Origin of the sequence: Halomonas sp. XH26, from assembly GCF_024138895.1 — a bacterium.
Classification (GTDB): Bacteria; Pseudomonadota; Gammaproteobacteria; order Pseudomonadales; family Halomonadaceae; genus Vreelandella; species Vreelandella alkaliphila.
This window is the reverse complement of sequence record NZ_CP071889.1, coordinates 2,589,716-2,605,293: the sequence shown is the minus strand read 5'-3', so window position 1 is coordinate 2,605,293 and position 15,578 is coordinate 2,589,716. Positions and strand designations below refer to the sequence as shown.

The window sequence follows — 15,578 nt, the reverse complement described above, 5'->3', positions numbered from 1 at the left end:
TTACAGTAAATCCATTGCGCTATTGCGCTTCTCTTCGCGTAGCTTATCCCTTGCGATATAGAGCGCGGCTATGGCGCGGGCTTCGTGGAAGTCGTCACGTAATAGCAGTGCCGGCAGTTCTTCAATGGCATGGGTTTCGACAATCAACGGCTCTGGCTCGTCGCCCGGCAGGCGCTTGGGATAAAGATCGGTGGCGATGAGTACCTGCATGCGGTGGCGCATATAGTTAGGCGCAAGCGATAACTCCACCAGCGGTTCAATGCGATGCGCGCCAAAGCCGCACTCTTCCATTAGCTCGCGGTTGGCTGCAGTGACAATATCTTCGCCGGGATCAACTAGCCCCTTTGGCAGCGTCAGCACATAATCTTCAAAGCCCGCCGCATATTCACGAATAAGCAGTACATGCTCTGGATCGGGCATGGCAATAATCATTACCGCGCCTCGGTCTGCGCCGGTTAAACGTTCAAACTGGCGCTCTTCACCATTAGAAAAGCGCAAGTCAAGCGACTCAATCTGGAATAAACGGCTTTTGGCGACGTTGGTTCGCGCCAAGATTTGCGGCTTTTTCAGGTAGTCATGTGGGGTATTGCCTGTTGAAGCGTCGTGGAGTGACATCATGCCTCCGTGGCTGCAAAAAACGGGTTACGCTACAATAGCATGCTTACTCTTTCATACTGGAGCGGCAATGATTGATTGGCGCGAGATTGATACTGTCCTACTCGATATGGATGGCACGCTGCTGGATCTGCACTTCGATAGCCATTTCTGGCTAGAGCACCTGCCAAAACGCTATGTTGAGCTTCATCAGCTAGACGCAGCGAGCCAAGAAGCGCTGCGTGCGCGAATTATCGGTGAACAGGGCACGCTGAACTGGTACAGCCTTGCGTACTGGAGCCGCGAGCTCGGTGTGGATATCGTGGCGCTGAAACGCGAAGTACAACACTTGATAGGCCTGCGTAGCGACGCGTTAGACTTTTTAACCTGGCTTAAGCAAGCCCACCCCCGTGTCATTCTAGCGACCAACGCAGACCGTGCCAGCCTCGCGCTAAAATTACCGCTGACAGGGTTGGAAAACTACCTCGACGCCATCATCTCATCAGAAGATGTGGGGGCTGCTAAAGAGGAGCAGGCTTTCTGGTTTGCGCTTCAAGAGCGAGAACCGTTTGATTCAGCGCGTACGCTGTTTATCGATGATAACGCACGCGTACTCGAAAGTGCCCGTGAGTTTGGTATTAAACACTTACTGGGTATTAAGCAGCCAAATAGCCAGCGGCCTGAAAAAGAACTGCAGGAGTTTATTGCCCTAGACCGGTTTGCCCAACTGCTGCCAGATAACCTGCCAGGGCAGCGAGGAGAGCGTTAATGAGCGACAGCGTTCGCTTGGATAAGTGGCTATGGGCCGCACGGTTTTTCAAAACCCGTGCCCTGGCTAAAAAAGCGATAGAAGGCGGTAAGGTCCACTATGACGGTGGCCGCGTAAAAACCAGCAAAAATGTCGAGCTGGGGGCGCTTATTCGCGTTCCCCAAGGGTGGGATATTTTTGAGGTGGAAGTGATTTCGCTTTCCGACCAGCGTCGCGGCGCGCCAGAAGCGCGTAAGCTCTACGCTGAAACCGAGGAAAGCGTGCAACGTCGAGCCAAAGAAGCTGAAGCTCGTCGTCTCACCAATGAAGCCATGCAGCACCCACTCAAACGCCCTGATAAAAAACAGCGGCGTGATATCCAGCGCTTCCAGCGCCAACAGGGCGATTGAACACGCATTTATTCGTCATGGCGGTAAGCCTTCTCTCTACTTCTCCGGCGGTTTCCTTATGTCTGATCAAATCCAACGTTTTATGTTTGACCAAACCAACGTGCGTGGTGAAATTGTCACGCTCAGCACTGCCTATCATGAGGTGTTAGACCGTCACGCCTATCCACCAGCGGTTAATGAATTGCTGGGTGAGCTGCTGGCGGCGGTCGCTTTGCTAACGGACACGGTAAAACTAGACGGCACCTTAAGCATTGAAGTGCGTGGACGAGGCTCGCTTGCACTCTTAATGGCCGAGTCCAACCCCGGTGGTGAGCTGCGTGCGATCGCGCGAATCGCGGAAGACGCTGTGCTGCCCAGCGAACATGCCAGTTTCCGAGAACTGGTGGGGGAAGGCCAAATTGTGATTACCCTAGATCCAAGGGAAGGGCATCGATATCAAGGTATTGTTGCGCTTGATCACGCTACCTTGGGGGGCTGCCTAGAAGCCTACTTTGGCCAATCAGAACAGTTGCCAACACGCCTTTGGCTCGCGGCTGACGGCGAGCGTGCAGGTGGGCTGCTGCTTCAGCGCCTGCCTGACGCCTCACAAAATCAAGATGTTGATGCTTGGGAGCGCAGCGTTCATCTCGCTGAAACCATTAAGGCTGAAGAGCTGCTGGGGCTGGAGCAGCGCGAAGTGCTGTATCGGCTCTATCACGAAGAGACGGTTAGAGTGTTCGAGCCGAAAGCACTACGCTTTGGTTGCACCTGCTCGCGGGAGCGAATGAGTCATGCGTTATACACGCTTGGCGAACAGGAACTGCGCGATATTTTGCGTGAAGAAGGCGCAATCGATACGCAATGCCACTTTTGCCACACGAAATATCACTACACAGCCGCAGATATTGAAATTTTATTAGAAAATCCGGACGCGCCACCCCCGGTGATTCATTGATTGTGTAGTCGCAGATGATGGCATGAGTATTGAAGTCGTATAGATACCGCGCTAGTCATAGCAAAGCCTATAGGATGTCTGCCGAACGGTTGTTTGAAAATATACTGCGCTGCAACACAAAATGTAGTGTCATTGTAGTAGTTTAACTACAAGATATTTGATGAAAGCCCCCGTTTCCTGGGGGCTTTCTTTTTGCCATAATGCGCCGGACTTCAGCGCACTCAGCCCATGGTATTGGAAACAATAAGCGGCTGAGATGATTTCTCAAGGCGTCGTTGACGCCCGGTAAATTCGAGACCCAGGAATCGACATGACCACGACTCAAGCCGCTCCCCAAGCCCACGTTAATCTTAGCAGCGCCGAACTGATCGAGCGCGCCGTGGCCCGTGGTGAAGGCCGCCTGTCGGCTAACGGTGCGCTGGTGGTAAACACCGGTCTGCGCACAGGGCGTTCACCGAAAGATCGCTATATCGTCGACGAGCCCTCTACTCGCGATAGCATCGACTGGGGAAGCGTGAACCGCCCGTTTGATGCTGAGAAATTTTCAGCGCTGTGGGCACGTGTAGAAGACTATCTGGGTAGCGGTGAGCACTTCGTAGCCGAACTGCATGTCGGCAGTGATAACACACACTACTTACCCGTTCGTGTTACCACAGAAACGGCTTGGCAAAACCTGTTTGGCCGCACCATGTTTGTGCGCCCGCAGGCATACAACACAGCGGTTAAAGATGAGTGGACGATTCTGAACGCTGCGGGCTTTGAGTGCGACCCAAGCCGCGACGGCACCAACTCTGATGGCTGTGTCATTATTAACTTTGCCGAGCGCAAAGTATTGATTGCTGGTATGCGCTATGCCGGTGAAATGAAGAAAGCAATGTTCTCTGTGCAGAACTACTTGTTGCCAGAAGCTGACGTTCTGCCGATGCACTGTTCTGCAAACGTTGGTGAAGACGGCGAAACCTGCCTGTTCTTCGGTCTTTCAGGTACGGGTAAAACCACGCTTTCCGCTGACCAAGCGCGCTACCTGATTGGCGATGATGAGCACGCCTGGGGCGACGGTATCGTCTTCAACATGGAAGGTGGCTGCTACGCTAAGTGTATCGACCTTTCTGAGAAGAACGAGCCAGTTATCTGGAACGCGATTAAGTTTGGTACCGTGCTGGAGAACGTTGTTCTTGACGATCGTCGCGAGCCGGATTACGCCGACGACAGCCTGACTCAAAACTCTCGTGCCGCCTATCCGCTAGAGCACGTTGAAAAGCGTGTACCGGAGAACCTGGCTGGTGAGCCTAACGCTATCGTCTTCCTGACCTGCGATATGTCTGGCGTATTGCCGCCCGTATCGATTCTTTCCAAAGAAGCCGCCGCGTACCATTTCTTGTCAGGCTACACTGCGAAAGTGGGCTCTACCGAAATGGGTTCATCTGAAGGCTTGGCTGCCACATTCTCTACCTGCTTCGGTGCGCCGTTCTTCCCGCGTCCTGCGCGTGAATACGCCGACCTGCTGATCAAGCGGGTAGACAAAAAAGATGCTCAGGTTTATCTCGTCAACACCGGTTGGACAGGTGGTGCCTACGGTGAAGGTGGCTCACGTTTCTCTATCCCAACTACTCGCGCCATAATCAGTGCTATTCAGTCCGGCGTGCTGCGTGATGTTGAAACCCAGCACATCGACGGCCTTAACCTTCAAGTGCCTGTAGCCGTGCCGGGTGTCGACTCTAGCCTGCTCAATCCTCGCGAAACGTGGGCTGACCAAGATGCCTACGATCGTCACCTGCAAGATCTTGCCACCAAATTCGTTGATAACTTTAAGAAGTTTGAAGGTGTTAACGAGGCAATTATCAAGGCAGGTCCGCAGTTAACCTGATATGTACGATAGGGTAAAGGTTGTCAAACGTTTGAATAACTAATCGAACGTTTAGGCAGTCAAGTAGTCAAAACGGGACGGTGCTAAGGCGCCGTCCCGTTTTTGTGTCTATGTCCTTGACGTGTTAAAGGGGTGCGCAAATGAAGCGTCGTCACTTTTTGGGTCTTGCGGGGCTAACGGGATTGGCAGGTGTTCTTCCTGGCGTCTCGTTTGGCTTTCCGCGATTAGACCTTAAAGCAGCTCCTGGCCTTGAAAAGCTTGAATTAAGCGAAGACGAATGGCGTGAACGCCTGACTGATGAAGCCTTTTACGTGCTCCGCGAAGAGGGAACTGAGCGCGCCTTTTCAAGCCCACTGGACGGAGAGGTTGGGGAAGGTGAGTACCGCTGTGCTGGGTGCGATCTTGTACTTTTCACCAGCGCGATGAAGTATGACTCTGGCACCGGTTGGCCCAGTTTTTTCGAGCATGTTGAGGGCCATTTGTTAAGCAAGTTGGATTTCAAACTGGTGTGGCCACGCACAGAATATCACTGCGCGCGCTGCGGCGGTCATCAAGGTCATGTCTTTGGTGATGGTCCAGAGCCTACCGGCTTGCGCTGGTGCAACAACGGTGTAGCACTGCGGTTTGTGCCTGCATAAAACACTATCCGCGGGTGCCTCGTTTGCTCGTCCCTCGCAAGACTCGTTACACCGCGCTACAGGGATGCAACCATTGAGCTCAGTGGGATTGTAGCGCGTGGTAAGCGAAGCGCACCCGCGAGGGTAGTGCGAAGGCTGGAGTTGATCATGTGCCCATGGAGTGTCGCGGGTGCCTCGCTTGCTCGTCCCTCGCAAGACTCGTTACACCGCGCTACAGGGACGCAAACATTGAGCTCAGTGGGATTGTAGCGCGTGGTAAGCGAAGCGCACCCGCGAGGGTAGTGCGAAGGCTGGAGTTGATCATGTGCCCATGGAGTGTCGCGGGTGCCTCGCTTGCTCGTCCCTCGCAAGACTCGTTACACCGCGCTACAGGGACGCAAACATTGAGCTCAGTGGGATTGTAGCGCGTGGTAAGCGAAGCGCACCCGCGAGGGTAGTGCGAAGCGGTGCTGGAGTTGATCATGTGCCCATGGAGTGTCGCGGGTGCCTCGTTTGCTCGTCCCTCGCAAGACTCGTTACACCGCGCTACAGGGATGCAGCCATTGAACTCAGTGGTGTTGTAGCGCGTGGTAAGCGAAGCGCACCCGCGAGGGCAGCTTCCCCATCGTGGCCAATTCATGCCAGCATCGTGCGATTGTGGTACCTTGTCGGCACCTCGAATGCTGCATGAGTTAGTTGCACGTTATGGATGTCAAACAACGCATTATTTCACGCTTAGCCACTGAGCTAAACGTACGGCCTGAACAGGTCTCCGCAACGGTAGAGCTTCTGGATGGTGGCGCTACCGTGCCGTTTATTGCTCGTTATCGTAAAGAGGTAACGGGTGCCCTCGATGATATTCAGCTGCGCCAACTGGATGAGCGCCTGCGCTATTTGCGCGAGCTGGAAGAGCGCCGTGAAGCCGTACTAGCGGCTATCGATGAGCAAGGCAAGCTGGATGCCACGCTAAAAGCAACGATTCAGGCAGCTGAGACGAAGCAGCGCCTAGAAGACTTATACCTACCGTTTAAGAAAAAGCGCCGCACGAAAGCTCAAATTGCCCGTGAAGCGGGCCTAGAGCCACTGGCTGATGCCCTGTTGGCCAATCCGCAGCTTAATCCCGAAAGCGAAGCAGCGCAGTACCTGCGCCCTGCAGAAGGCGATATTCCAGCCATTGAAGATGCCAAAGCCGCCCTTGATGGTGCTAAGCAAATTCTCATGGAACGCTTCGCCGAAGACCCTGAACTTATTGGCCGATTGCGTGAACGGTTATGGCAAGAGGGCGAACTAAGTGCCCGCGTGCTAGATGGCAAGCAGCAGGAGGGCGCAAAGTTCTCTGACTACTTCGAACATGACGAGAAACTTGCCAAGGTGCCATCTCACCGTGCGCTGGCTATGTTCCGTGGTCGCAACGAAGGCATTCTAAGTCTGGCGATTCGTCTGCCTGGCGAAGAGGACGCGCCAATTCATCCGGCCCAGGTCGCTATTGCCAAACAAGTGGGTATTAGCGATGAAGGCCGCCCCGCCGACAAATGGTTGAGCGAAGTAGTGCGTTGGACGTGGCGTGTGAAGCTCTATACCGCGCTTGAAACCGAGTTGTTGGGTCGCCTGCGCGAGCAGGCAGAGTTGACTGCTATCGAGGTGTTTGCCGCCAACCTGAAAGACCTTTTGCTGGCAGCGCCTGCAGGGCAAAAAGTGACTCTCGCGATTGACCCGGGTCTAAGAACCGGCTGCAAGGTTGCGGTGGTGGATGCTACCGGTCAATTTATCGACCAAGCGACGATTTACCCCCATGCGCCGCAGAATCGCTGGGACGAATCGCTCAATGTGCTCGCTAAGCTGGTTAAACAGCACGGCGTTCAACTCGTTGCCGTTGGCAATGGCACCGCCAGTCGTGAAACCGACAAGCTGGCAGGTGATCTGCTGAAGGCGTTAGCACCCGAGCATCGTTTAAGTAAAGTCATGGTGTCTGAGGCTGGTGCGTCGGTTTACTCCGCGTCGGAATACGCTTCCCGCGAGCTGCCGGATCTTGATGTCACTGTGCGCGGTGCTGTCTCTATTGCTCGCCGCCTGCAAGACCCGCTTGCAGAGCTGGTGAAAATCGAGCCGAAATCTATCGGTGTTGGTCAGTATCAGCACGATGTCTCCCAGGTGCAGCTGTCACGTAGTCTAGAAGTCGTGATAGAAGACTGCGTTAACGCCGTCGGTGTGGATCTCAATACGGCATCTAGCGCATTGCTTTCACGTGTTGCTGGGCTAAGTGCTGCCATTGCTGAAAATATTGTTGCCCAACGCAACGTTCAAGGTGCCTTCAAGAGCCGTAAAGAGCTGTTAGAAGTTAGCCGCCTTGGACCAAAGACGTTTGAGCAGTGTGCTGGTTTTTTACGCATTAGCAACGCCGAAAATCCGCTGGATGCCAGTGCTGTTCACCCAGAGGCTTATACGCTGGTAGAGCGTATTGCCAAGCAGAATAGTCGAGATATAAAAGGCCTGATTGGTGATAGTGCAACGCTAAAAGCACTGAAGCCCGCTGACTTCGCTGATGAGCGTTTTGGTGTTCCTACCGTCAGCGATATTCTCAAAGAGCTGGATAAGCCAGGACGCGACCCGCGCCCTGAGTTTAAGGCGGCTGAATTCCGTGAAGGCGTCGAAACACTCAAAGACCTGAAGCTGGGCATGGTGCTGGAAGGTACCGTCACCAACGTGACCCACTTCGGTGCCTTTGTAGATATTGGCGTTCATCAAGACGGGCTCGTGCATATTTCAGCGCTCTCTGACCGCTTTATCGATGACCCCCGCAGTGTAGTCAAAGCAGGCGATATCGTTACCGTTAAGGTGATGAGCGTGGATATCCCCCGCAAGCGGGTAGGGCTTTCAATGCGTTTGGATGATGAGCCAGAACAGGCGCAAGCCGCTGCAAACTCCACTAACGACGAGTCTCGTAAGCCTGCACGTAGCCAGCGGTCGGCTAGTTCTGGACAGAATGGTCGTGGTCAACGCCAGGGAGGAAAGTCCAGCGAAGCAGCGGCACCAATGGGCGCGCTCGGCGCAGCACTGCTTAAAGCAAAGCAGGGCAAATAGTCGCGCGTCTTGAATATTTAATGGTTGCCGCCATATCCTGCTGTCTATTCTCGGTAAAAAAACGTGATAAACCGCATGGCGATGCCAGCTGATTTCAACAAGGCCTGCTTTAAGCAGGCCTTACTAACAAGGAGTGTTCACCTTGTCTGAACCTCTCACTGTGCCATCCACACTGACCGCCCAGGTTGAGCGTTTGCTCCCTAGCGCGCGTTTAGGGCGTCTAGGTCGCCTGCGTCGCGGGGTGGAAAAAGAGGGCCTGCGCGTTGACGCCAATGGCCATATTGCTCAAACGCCGCACCCTTACGCGTTGGGTTCAAAACTAACCCACCCGCATATCACCACTGACTACTCCGAAGCGCTATTGGAGTACATCACACCGGTGTATTCAGAGCCAAAAGAGGCGTTGGCATTTTTATCAGACCTGCACACGTTTACCTATCACCACTTGGAAAATGAGTGGATTTGGCCAGGCAGCATGCCGTCCCGGCTTTCCGGTAACGATAGCGTACCGATTGCCGACTACGGCAGCTCCAATGTGGGCACCATGAAGCATGTCTATCGTAAAGGGTTGGATGTGCGCTACGGGCGTATTATGCAGGCTATCGCCGGGGTGCATTACAACGTATCGCTACCCGATGATATGTGGCATGCCCTGCGTGAGCTTGAAAAAGCCACCAATATTCCTTTTAACGATTATCGCTCTACGCGTTATTTCGGCATGATTCGGCATTTTCGTCGTCATAGCTGGCTGCTGCTCTACCTATTTGGCGCATCACCCGCCATCGACAAAAGCTTCCTGCCAACTGGTACAGTGCCTGAAAAACTGCAGTCGCTGAGCGACGACACCTATTACGCCCCCTATGCGACCACGCTACGTATGTCGGATTTGGGCTATCAGAATAAAGTGCAGTCGCAGCTTAAAATCTGCTTTAACTCGTTGTCCAACTACGTCAACACGCTACGGCACGCTATTTCCACTCCGTGGCCAGACTACGAAAAGCTGGGCGTGAAGAACGGCGACGAGTGGCAGCAGTTAAACGCCAATATTTTGCAGATTGAAAACGAATACTACAGCGATATTCGCCCTAAACGAGTCGCCAAGCACAACGAAACGCCCAGTCAAGCCCTGGAAGCGCGTGGGGTGGAGTACATCGAAGTACGCTGTTTGGATCTTAATCCATTCGACCCGCTAGGTGTCACCGAGGCTCAGATGCGTTTTGTTGATACCTTCTTAATGTGGTGTCTATTAAGCGATAGCCCGTGGATTTCAGACGAAGAGTGCGACCGCTTAGACGACAATCGCCGTTTCGTCGTTGAGCGTGGGCGTGACCCAGCGCTGAAGCTGATCCATAACGGCAAAACGACGACTGTGAAGGAGTGGGGCGAGCAGATTTTTGCGGAAATGGCTGAAGTGGCACGCCTATTGGATGCTGTAGAAGAGAGTACTCCTCATGCGTCGGCACTCGCTGAGCTATCGCCGCGGCTGAAAGATCCTTCTCTAACTCCCTCAGCGCAACTACTGGCGCGCCTGGAAGCTGGTAATGGCTCGCTCAGCGATACGCTGTTGCAATTGGCTCAAGAGCAAGCCGACAAGCTTAAGTCCACGCCCATGCTACGTTCTCGTGAAGCACTGCTTGCTCAGTTGATCGAGACCTCGCACCAACAACAGCACGATATTGAAGAAGCCGATCAAGAGAGCTTTAGTGAGTTCCTAAGCACTTACTTTGCCAAAGCGCGTGAGTCCAGAGCGCTGTCTGCTATTTCACCAGAGGATGGTCAATGACATCATTAGCAGTTCGCCCTATCGCGTTAGCGGGCTTCGCCTTTTGTGTTTTGATGATGGCGGTAGCCTTGGGGCTTGAGCATATTATGGGGTTGGAACCCTGCCCGTTGTGTATTTTTCAGCGGGTCGCGGTGATTGCCGCAGGGCTGGTGCTAGGTATCGCTGCACTTCATAACCCAAGTGGCAAAGTAGGCAAAGCTATCTACGGTTTGCTGAGCTTAGCCGCAGTAGGTACCGGTGCTTTTGTTGCCGGAAGGCATGTATGGCTTCAAGGCTTGCCCGCTGACGAAGTGCCAACCTGTGGCCCAGGCCTTGAGTACATGATGGATATCTTGCCGATGCAAGAAGTGGTTGCCATGGTGCTTACCGGCTCTGGTGAGTGTGCTGACATCGATTTCATGTTCTTAGGCCTGTCGCTGCCTGCATGGACCTTGATCGGCTTTTTATTGCTCGCGATTGCGCCTCTGCGTATTCTGTGGTCTTTAAAAACATAGTCTTTAAAAACATGGTCTGTAAAAACATGGTCTGTAAAAAAGAGTTAAATAAGTGGTATGGTTTACGTTAATTGATTGGCCTCATTTAATTAAGTAAACCGTACCCGCTAGGATTGACAGGTGTCCACGGACGCGCGAGTCTAGCTCAGTTGAAGACGGCTATCTGTAAGGAGAAAGCCCCATGCTCGAAGATTGCAAAAATGCCCTGGAGCGCTGGGGGGGCGTGCACAGTTTGATTGATCGCTGGCTTGATCAGCGCCGCTCGCTGTTAGTCAGCTTCATTGAGCTGAAAGAAGCTTGTGACGCCGAATTAGAGGCGATTAGTAAAGCGCGCATTGACACCTTTAGTGAGTTGTTGATGGACTACATCAGCGCTGGGCACTTCGAGATTTACCCCCAGCTTGCTGAGGAAGCGAAGGCATTCGACGATGAGAGTGCATTACAAATCGCGGCAAAGCTTCTTGAGCGCTTAGAATTGTCAACGGCCATGGTGCTGGAATTCGATGAAGACTTCGCCTCACCGGTACGCTGTCAGCAGAATCTAGTGCGTTTGCCCGCCTGGATTGACCGCTTAGCGAAAGGGTTGGCAGAGCGCTTTGCCCTTGAAGACCAGCTAATCGCCCGCCTGCACGCCGCCCACAGCCCACAGCAGATGAAGTCACCAGCGTAGCGCTTTTCGCTGCCCCGCGGGTGCGCTTCGCTTACCACGCGCTACAACCCCTGTGAGTTCAGTATGTTTTGTAGCGCGGCGTAACGAATCTTGCGAGGCACGAGCAAATGAGGCACCCGCGAACGGTGCCCCAGCCGCCCCTGCTATGCAGTCTCACACCTCACCTATTACTTCTCACGCCTCACCTTGCCGCCTATTACTAACATGCAAGGCGTTAGCAAGAGCGTTAGGGCAGTGGCAAAGGTTAAGCCACCTGCAATCGCGCTGGACATTTGTGTCCACCATTGGGCGGAAGGGGCGTCAAACCCTAGCGCGGGTGCAAAAAGATTAACGTTGATTCCCAGCACCATCGGCATTAACCCCAGCACGGTGGTAATGGCGGTGAGAAGCACTGGGCGTAAGCGCAGGGTGCCTGCTTCTAGTGCCGCTTCGGTTGGGGGCATGCCTTGGCCGCGCAACTCGTTGTAAGTGTCGATCAAAACGATATTATTGTTAACGACAATACCTGCCAGGGCGATAATGCCCATGCCCACCATGACAATACCAAACGCTTGGCCAGTAATGAGCAGCCCCATCAAAACGCCCGCAGTGGAGAACACAATGGCCGATAGCACTAGCGCTGCTTGATAGTAGCTATTGAACTGTGTCACCAGAATCAGTGCCATTAGCCCAATCGCGATCAAGAAAGCGCTGATCAAGAACTGCATGGATTCCTGCTGATCTTCTTGTTCACCCGCCACATTAACCATCAAACTATCGTCAAGTTGGCTTTGGCCTGCATCTAGTAGCGCTCGCAATCGCTCGTCCGCTAAATAGCCTGGTGCTAAATCTGCCTCAACGGTAATCGCACGGCGTCCATCAATACGATTCAGGGTGCCTACTTTGGGGGCGGGCGTAATGTCTACAAAGTGAGCAATAGGCACTTGGCCTCGTGGGGTGTTGATCGTCAGTCGTTCAAGCTGGTTGAGCGTGCGCCAGTGTTCCGGTAAGCGCACGCGAATATCCACCTCATCAGTAACGGTGGGGGGACGGTAGTTGGCCACTTGAAGGCCAGTGGTCAGTAGCTGTACAGCACTACCAATGGTGGTGATATCGGTGCTCATGCGGGCAGCGGCTTCACGGTTAACTTTTACCTGCCATTCGACCCCGGGCAGGCTGCGATTATCCTGGATGTCGGTAAAGCCGCCTAGCTCGTGCATTAGTGCCGTAATCTGGTCAACGCCGGCGTTTGCGATGTCTGGATCTGTGGCGCTGATTTCGAGCACAATAGGTTTGCCGCCGCCAGGCCCCATCTCCTGCTCGCGAAACTCTAGCGTTATCCCCGGTAGATCTTGAGTGCGCTTGGCCATGTCAGCCAAAATCGTGCGGGCAGGGCGGCGCTGGTACCAGTCGACAAACTGAAACTGCAACATCCCGATCACATCATTGCCCATTTGCTGGTTAGGCACCGCAAAAGAGCGTGCATAAAGGGCTTCGACTTCTCCCATGCTGCCCAGCCGGCTTTCCACCCGCTTCAGGATGGTGTCGGTTTCTTCAGCGGAAAAATCGCCTCGGGCACGTACCAGCACTTGCGCGCTGTCCGGCTCTACGCTGGGGAAGAAATCAACGCCATGATTAAAACGAGCATAGCCGGTATAAATCAACCCAATTAACAGCACCGCAAACACGAGCACCCAGGTGGGATGCTGCAGTAAACGTCCGAGTACGCGGCGATAGGCGCGCCCAAGCGACGTGCTTTCGTCGACCGGGCCAGCACCCGCAGTTGCTGTATGGGATGTGCGGGTAAACAATCGCCCCAGGGTAGGCAAAAACACCAGAGCCATGGCTAGCGACGCAAGAAGGCACAAGATGACGGTGGCAGGCAGGTACTTCATAAACTGGCCTACCACGCCTGGCCAAAACAGCAGCGGTATAAATACCGCAAGCGTTGTCGCGGTAGAGGCAATAACCGGCCAGCTCATGCGTGTTGCGGCATTCAGCCAAGCCTGGTGGGGAGACTGCCCCTCGTGCAGGTTTCGGTCAGCGAGCTCGCTGACTACAATCGCACCATCCACTAGCATGCCAGCCACTAAGATCAGCGCAAATAACACCACAATGTTGAGCGTAAAACCAAATGCCCAAACCAGTAGAATGCCGGTTAAAAACGCGCCGGGTATGGTCAGGCCCACCAGCAGCGCCATGCGCCAACCCATCACGGCTACGACAACAATTAATACCAGCACCACTGCGGTGAGCACGTTATTTAACAGCTCAGAGAGCATGTTTTGAACGGTAACCGACTCGTCCAAAATCGTGGTAATACGCAGCTGTTCCGGCAGCAGGTCGCCTGCCTGGGCAAAGCGCTCTTTGACGGCGTCAATGGTGGCGATGATATTTGCCCCAGCGCGCTTGGAAATTTCCAGCACTACCGCAGGTTGGCCGTCGATGCGGGCAAATCCTTCGGGATCTTTGTAGGTCGGTAAAATCCACGCAACATCGCCAAACGTAACCACCTGGTCGCCGTCAACTTTCACCGGCATGTCCATGACATCGTTTAACGATTCGATAATGCCCGGTACTTTTAGTGCTAGCCGTCCGGCGCCGGTATCCAAGCTGCCCGCAGCAACTAGGCGATTATTGCGTGAGATTTGATTAAACAGCGTATCAAAATCAACGCCGTAACTTTCCAGTACCAGTGGATCAACGACAATTTCGAGTAAGTCCTCGCGGTCGCCAGCAATATCGACCTCTAGAACGTCGGCAATGCCCTCTATTTCCTCTTTTAAGCGACGCGCAATGGTTACCCGTTCTCGAGTATCCAACTCGCCGGAAAGGCCGATGCTCAACACTGGAAACTCAGAGACGTTAACCTCCATGACCCGAGGCTCGTCCGCTTCATCCGGTAAGCTACTGCGGGCGATATCCACGCGTTCGCGTACATCAGAAAGCGCTGTATCCGGATCAAAGCCAGGATCAAACTCCAGCGTTACCGACCCATGACCTTCGCTAGACTGGGCGGTAAATTTGCGCAGCCCTTCGATTCCACGCAGCTCCTGCTCCATTGGGCGAACTAGCAGGCGCTCACCATCTTCCGGGCTAACGCCTTCCAGCGAAAGCGAGACGTAAATAATCGGGATAGTGACGTCTGGATTGGCTTCCTTGGGAATCATCTGCCAGGCAGTTGTACCCGCCAGCAGCAGGCCAACCAGGAGCAGCAGGGTGGTTCGCGTGTGGGTTAGCGCCGCATTAATCAACTGACGCATGACCACCTTCCTGGGTAGACACTGGTGTTACGGTGTCGCCTGGGTTGACCAAACCTGCGCCGAGGGTGATCAACTGCACGGAGCTGGGTAGGCCAGTAACGTAGGCGCGTTCGGTATCAGCACTGACCAATTCAATCGCCGTTTGGGCAACGCGGTTATTTTCAACAACATGCTTGATGGCTAATTGACCCTGCTCGTTCAGATTAAAGAGAGCAGGCGATAGGGTATGCACTTGGCGAGGTGGCAGCGTTATGGTGAATTCAGCGCTGCTCCCTGCTAGGCGTTGCCTGTCTGGATTGTCGAGCGTTACTTCGATATAGAACGTGCGAGTGGCTTCTTCTGCGCGACTACTAATGTAAGACACTTCGCCTGAAAGCGACTGGCCATTGAGCAGTCGCGCGGTGACAGGCAAGCCAACGCTTAACTCACCGATTTGCTGTTGAGCCACCCAAGCGGTGCCGATTAAGCGTCGGTCGTAGATCAGTCGTGCCCACTCTTCGCCTGGTTGCAGTAAGTCGCCAAGTTCAACCTGGACGCGGTCCAGCACGCCTTCAAAGGGCGCGGTAGGGCGAGTATCGCTTAACTGCTTTTCTAACTGAGCCACCTGGGCGGCGCTGGCGCTTAAGGCACTTTGCAGGCGCAGCAATTCTGGCTGAGAAATCAGCTCGCGGCGGCGTAGGCTTTGAGCACCCGCGTACTCCGCTTCAGCAAGCGCTAACTCATCACGTGCCTGCTGTAGGCGTTGAGGGAGCGCGTCGTTGTCTAGTACCAGCAGTGTCTCGCCTCGGCTGACGGTTTCTCCTTGGGCCACCGGTTTTTCTGCGACATAGCCAGTTACATTGGCGCGCAGCAGTGTTTCTTTTTCAGCAGTTAGCTGGCCTTGCAGCACGTGCTTAGGAATATAGGGCGCGCTCTGCTGGGTCATCACCTCTACACGAGGTGTTGCGTCGCGTTCAGTGGCATCTACATCAGGTGGACTACTTTGGAAACGTTGAAAATCGCCAACCGCTAGCCATATCACAAGCGCCAGAACTAGCAGGCTAGCAAGCGCGTAAGAGTAGGGGATTCGTCGCATGGGGTAGTTATATCCGTATTAACCCAAAAAAATCACACAAGGCAAGTCATGCTGAAGGGTAGG

General features: G+C 54.0%; 12 protein-coding genes. 9 read left to right on the top strand and 3 right to left on the bottom strand.

Going from position 1 to position 15,578, the window contains the following annotated elements; all coding sequences use genetic code 11:
* Positions 1-615 (bottom strand): ADP compounds hydrolase NudE, encoded by a 615-nt coding sequence (nudE, locus tag J4377_RS11975; RefSeq protein WP_038486060.1) that lies wholly within the window; start codon positions 613-615, stop codon positions 1-3.
* Between the two features lie 70 nt (positions 616-685).
* On the opposite strand from nudE, the gene yrfG reads away from it, so the two are divergent.
* The 9 genes from yrfG (at position 686) to rsd (ending at position 11,198) form a co-directional block, all read left to right on the top strand.
* A complete protein-coding gene (gene yrfG / locus J4377_RS11970; protein ID WP_038486058.1) occupies positions 686-1,363 on the top strand; it encodes a GMP/IMP nucleotidase in 678 nt (225 codons plus the stop codon).
* Positions 1,363-1,752: a ribosome-associated heat shock protein Hsp15 gene (gene hslR, locus J4377_RS11965; RefSeq protein WP_038486056.1), complete on the top strand. Its 390-nt coding sequence runs from the start codon at positions 1,363-1,365 to the stop codon at positions 1,750-1,752. Before yrfG ends, hslR begins: the two co-directional genes overlap by 1 nt.
* Before the next feature lie 58 nt (positions 1,753-1,810).
* Complete coding sequence (gene hslO, locus J4377_RS11960; RefSeq protein WP_038486054.1) at positions 1,811-2,686, top strand: Hsp33 family molecular chaperone HslO; 876 nt, start codon at positions 1,811-1,813, stop codon at positions 2,684-2,686.
* Positions 2,687-2,996: 310 nt separating this feature from the next.
* Positions 2,997-4,553, top strand: coding sequence for a phosphoenolpyruvate carboxykinase (locus J4377_RS11955; protein ID WP_038486052.1), 1,557 nt, complete (start codon positions 2,997-2,999; stop codon positions 4,551-4,553).
* A gap of 140 nt (positions 4,554-4,693) precedes the next feature.
* The gene (gene msrB / locus J4377_RS11950) at positions 4,694-5,191 is read left to right on the top strand and encodes a peptide-methionine (R)-S-oxide reductase MsrB (protein ID WP_038486050.1); all 498 of its coding nucleotides are present in this window, start codon (positions 4,694-4,696) and stop codon (positions 5,189-5,191) included.
* A gap of 684 nt (positions 5,192-5,875) precedes the next feature.
* A complete protein-coding gene (locus tag J4377_RS11945; RefSeq protein ID WP_253485743.1) occupies positions 5,876-8,251 on the top strand; it encodes a Tex family protein in 2,376 nt (791 codons plus the stop codon).
* Positions 8,252-8,393: 142 nt separating this feature from the next.
* Complete coding sequence (gene gshA, locus J4377_RS11940; protein WP_253485741.1) at positions 8,394-10,034, top strand: glutamate--cysteine ligase; 1,641 nt, start codon at positions 8,394-8,396, stop codon at positions 10,032-10,034.
* Positions 10,031-10,528 (top strand): disulfide bond formation protein B, encoded by a 498-nt coding sequence (locus tag J4377_RS11935; protein ID WP_038486044.1) that lies wholly within the window; start codon positions 10,031-10,033, stop codon positions 10,526-10,528. The genes gshA and J4377_RS11935 overlap by 4 nt, the downstream gene beginning before the upstream one ends.
* Before the next feature lie 181 nt (positions 10,529-10,709).
* Positions 10,710-11,198, top strand: coding sequence for a sigma D regulator (gene rsd / locus J4377_RS11930; protein WP_038486042.1), 489 nt, complete (start codon positions 10,710-10,712; stop codon positions 11,196-11,198).
* A 167-nt stretch (positions 11,199-11,365) separates the two neighbouring features.
* Here rsd and J4377_RS11925 read toward each other — a convergent pair whose 3' ends face one another.
* Together J4377_RS11925 and J4377_RS11920 are read right to left on the bottom strand one after the other, a co-directional pair.
* Positions 11,366-14,440, bottom strand: coding sequence for an efflux RND transporter permease subunit (locus J4377_RS11925; protein ID WP_253485738.1), 3,075 nt, complete (start codon positions 14,438-14,440; stop codon positions 11,366-11,368).
* A complete protein-coding gene (locus J4377_RS11920; RefSeq protein WP_253485736.1) occupies positions 14,424-15,515 on the bottom strand; it encodes an efflux RND transporter periplasmic adaptor subunit in 1,092 nt (363 codons plus the stop codon). The genes J4377_RS11925 and J4377_RS11920 overlap by 17 nt, the downstream gene beginning before the upstream one ends.
* Positions 15,516-15,578 lie beyond the last annotated feature (63 nt).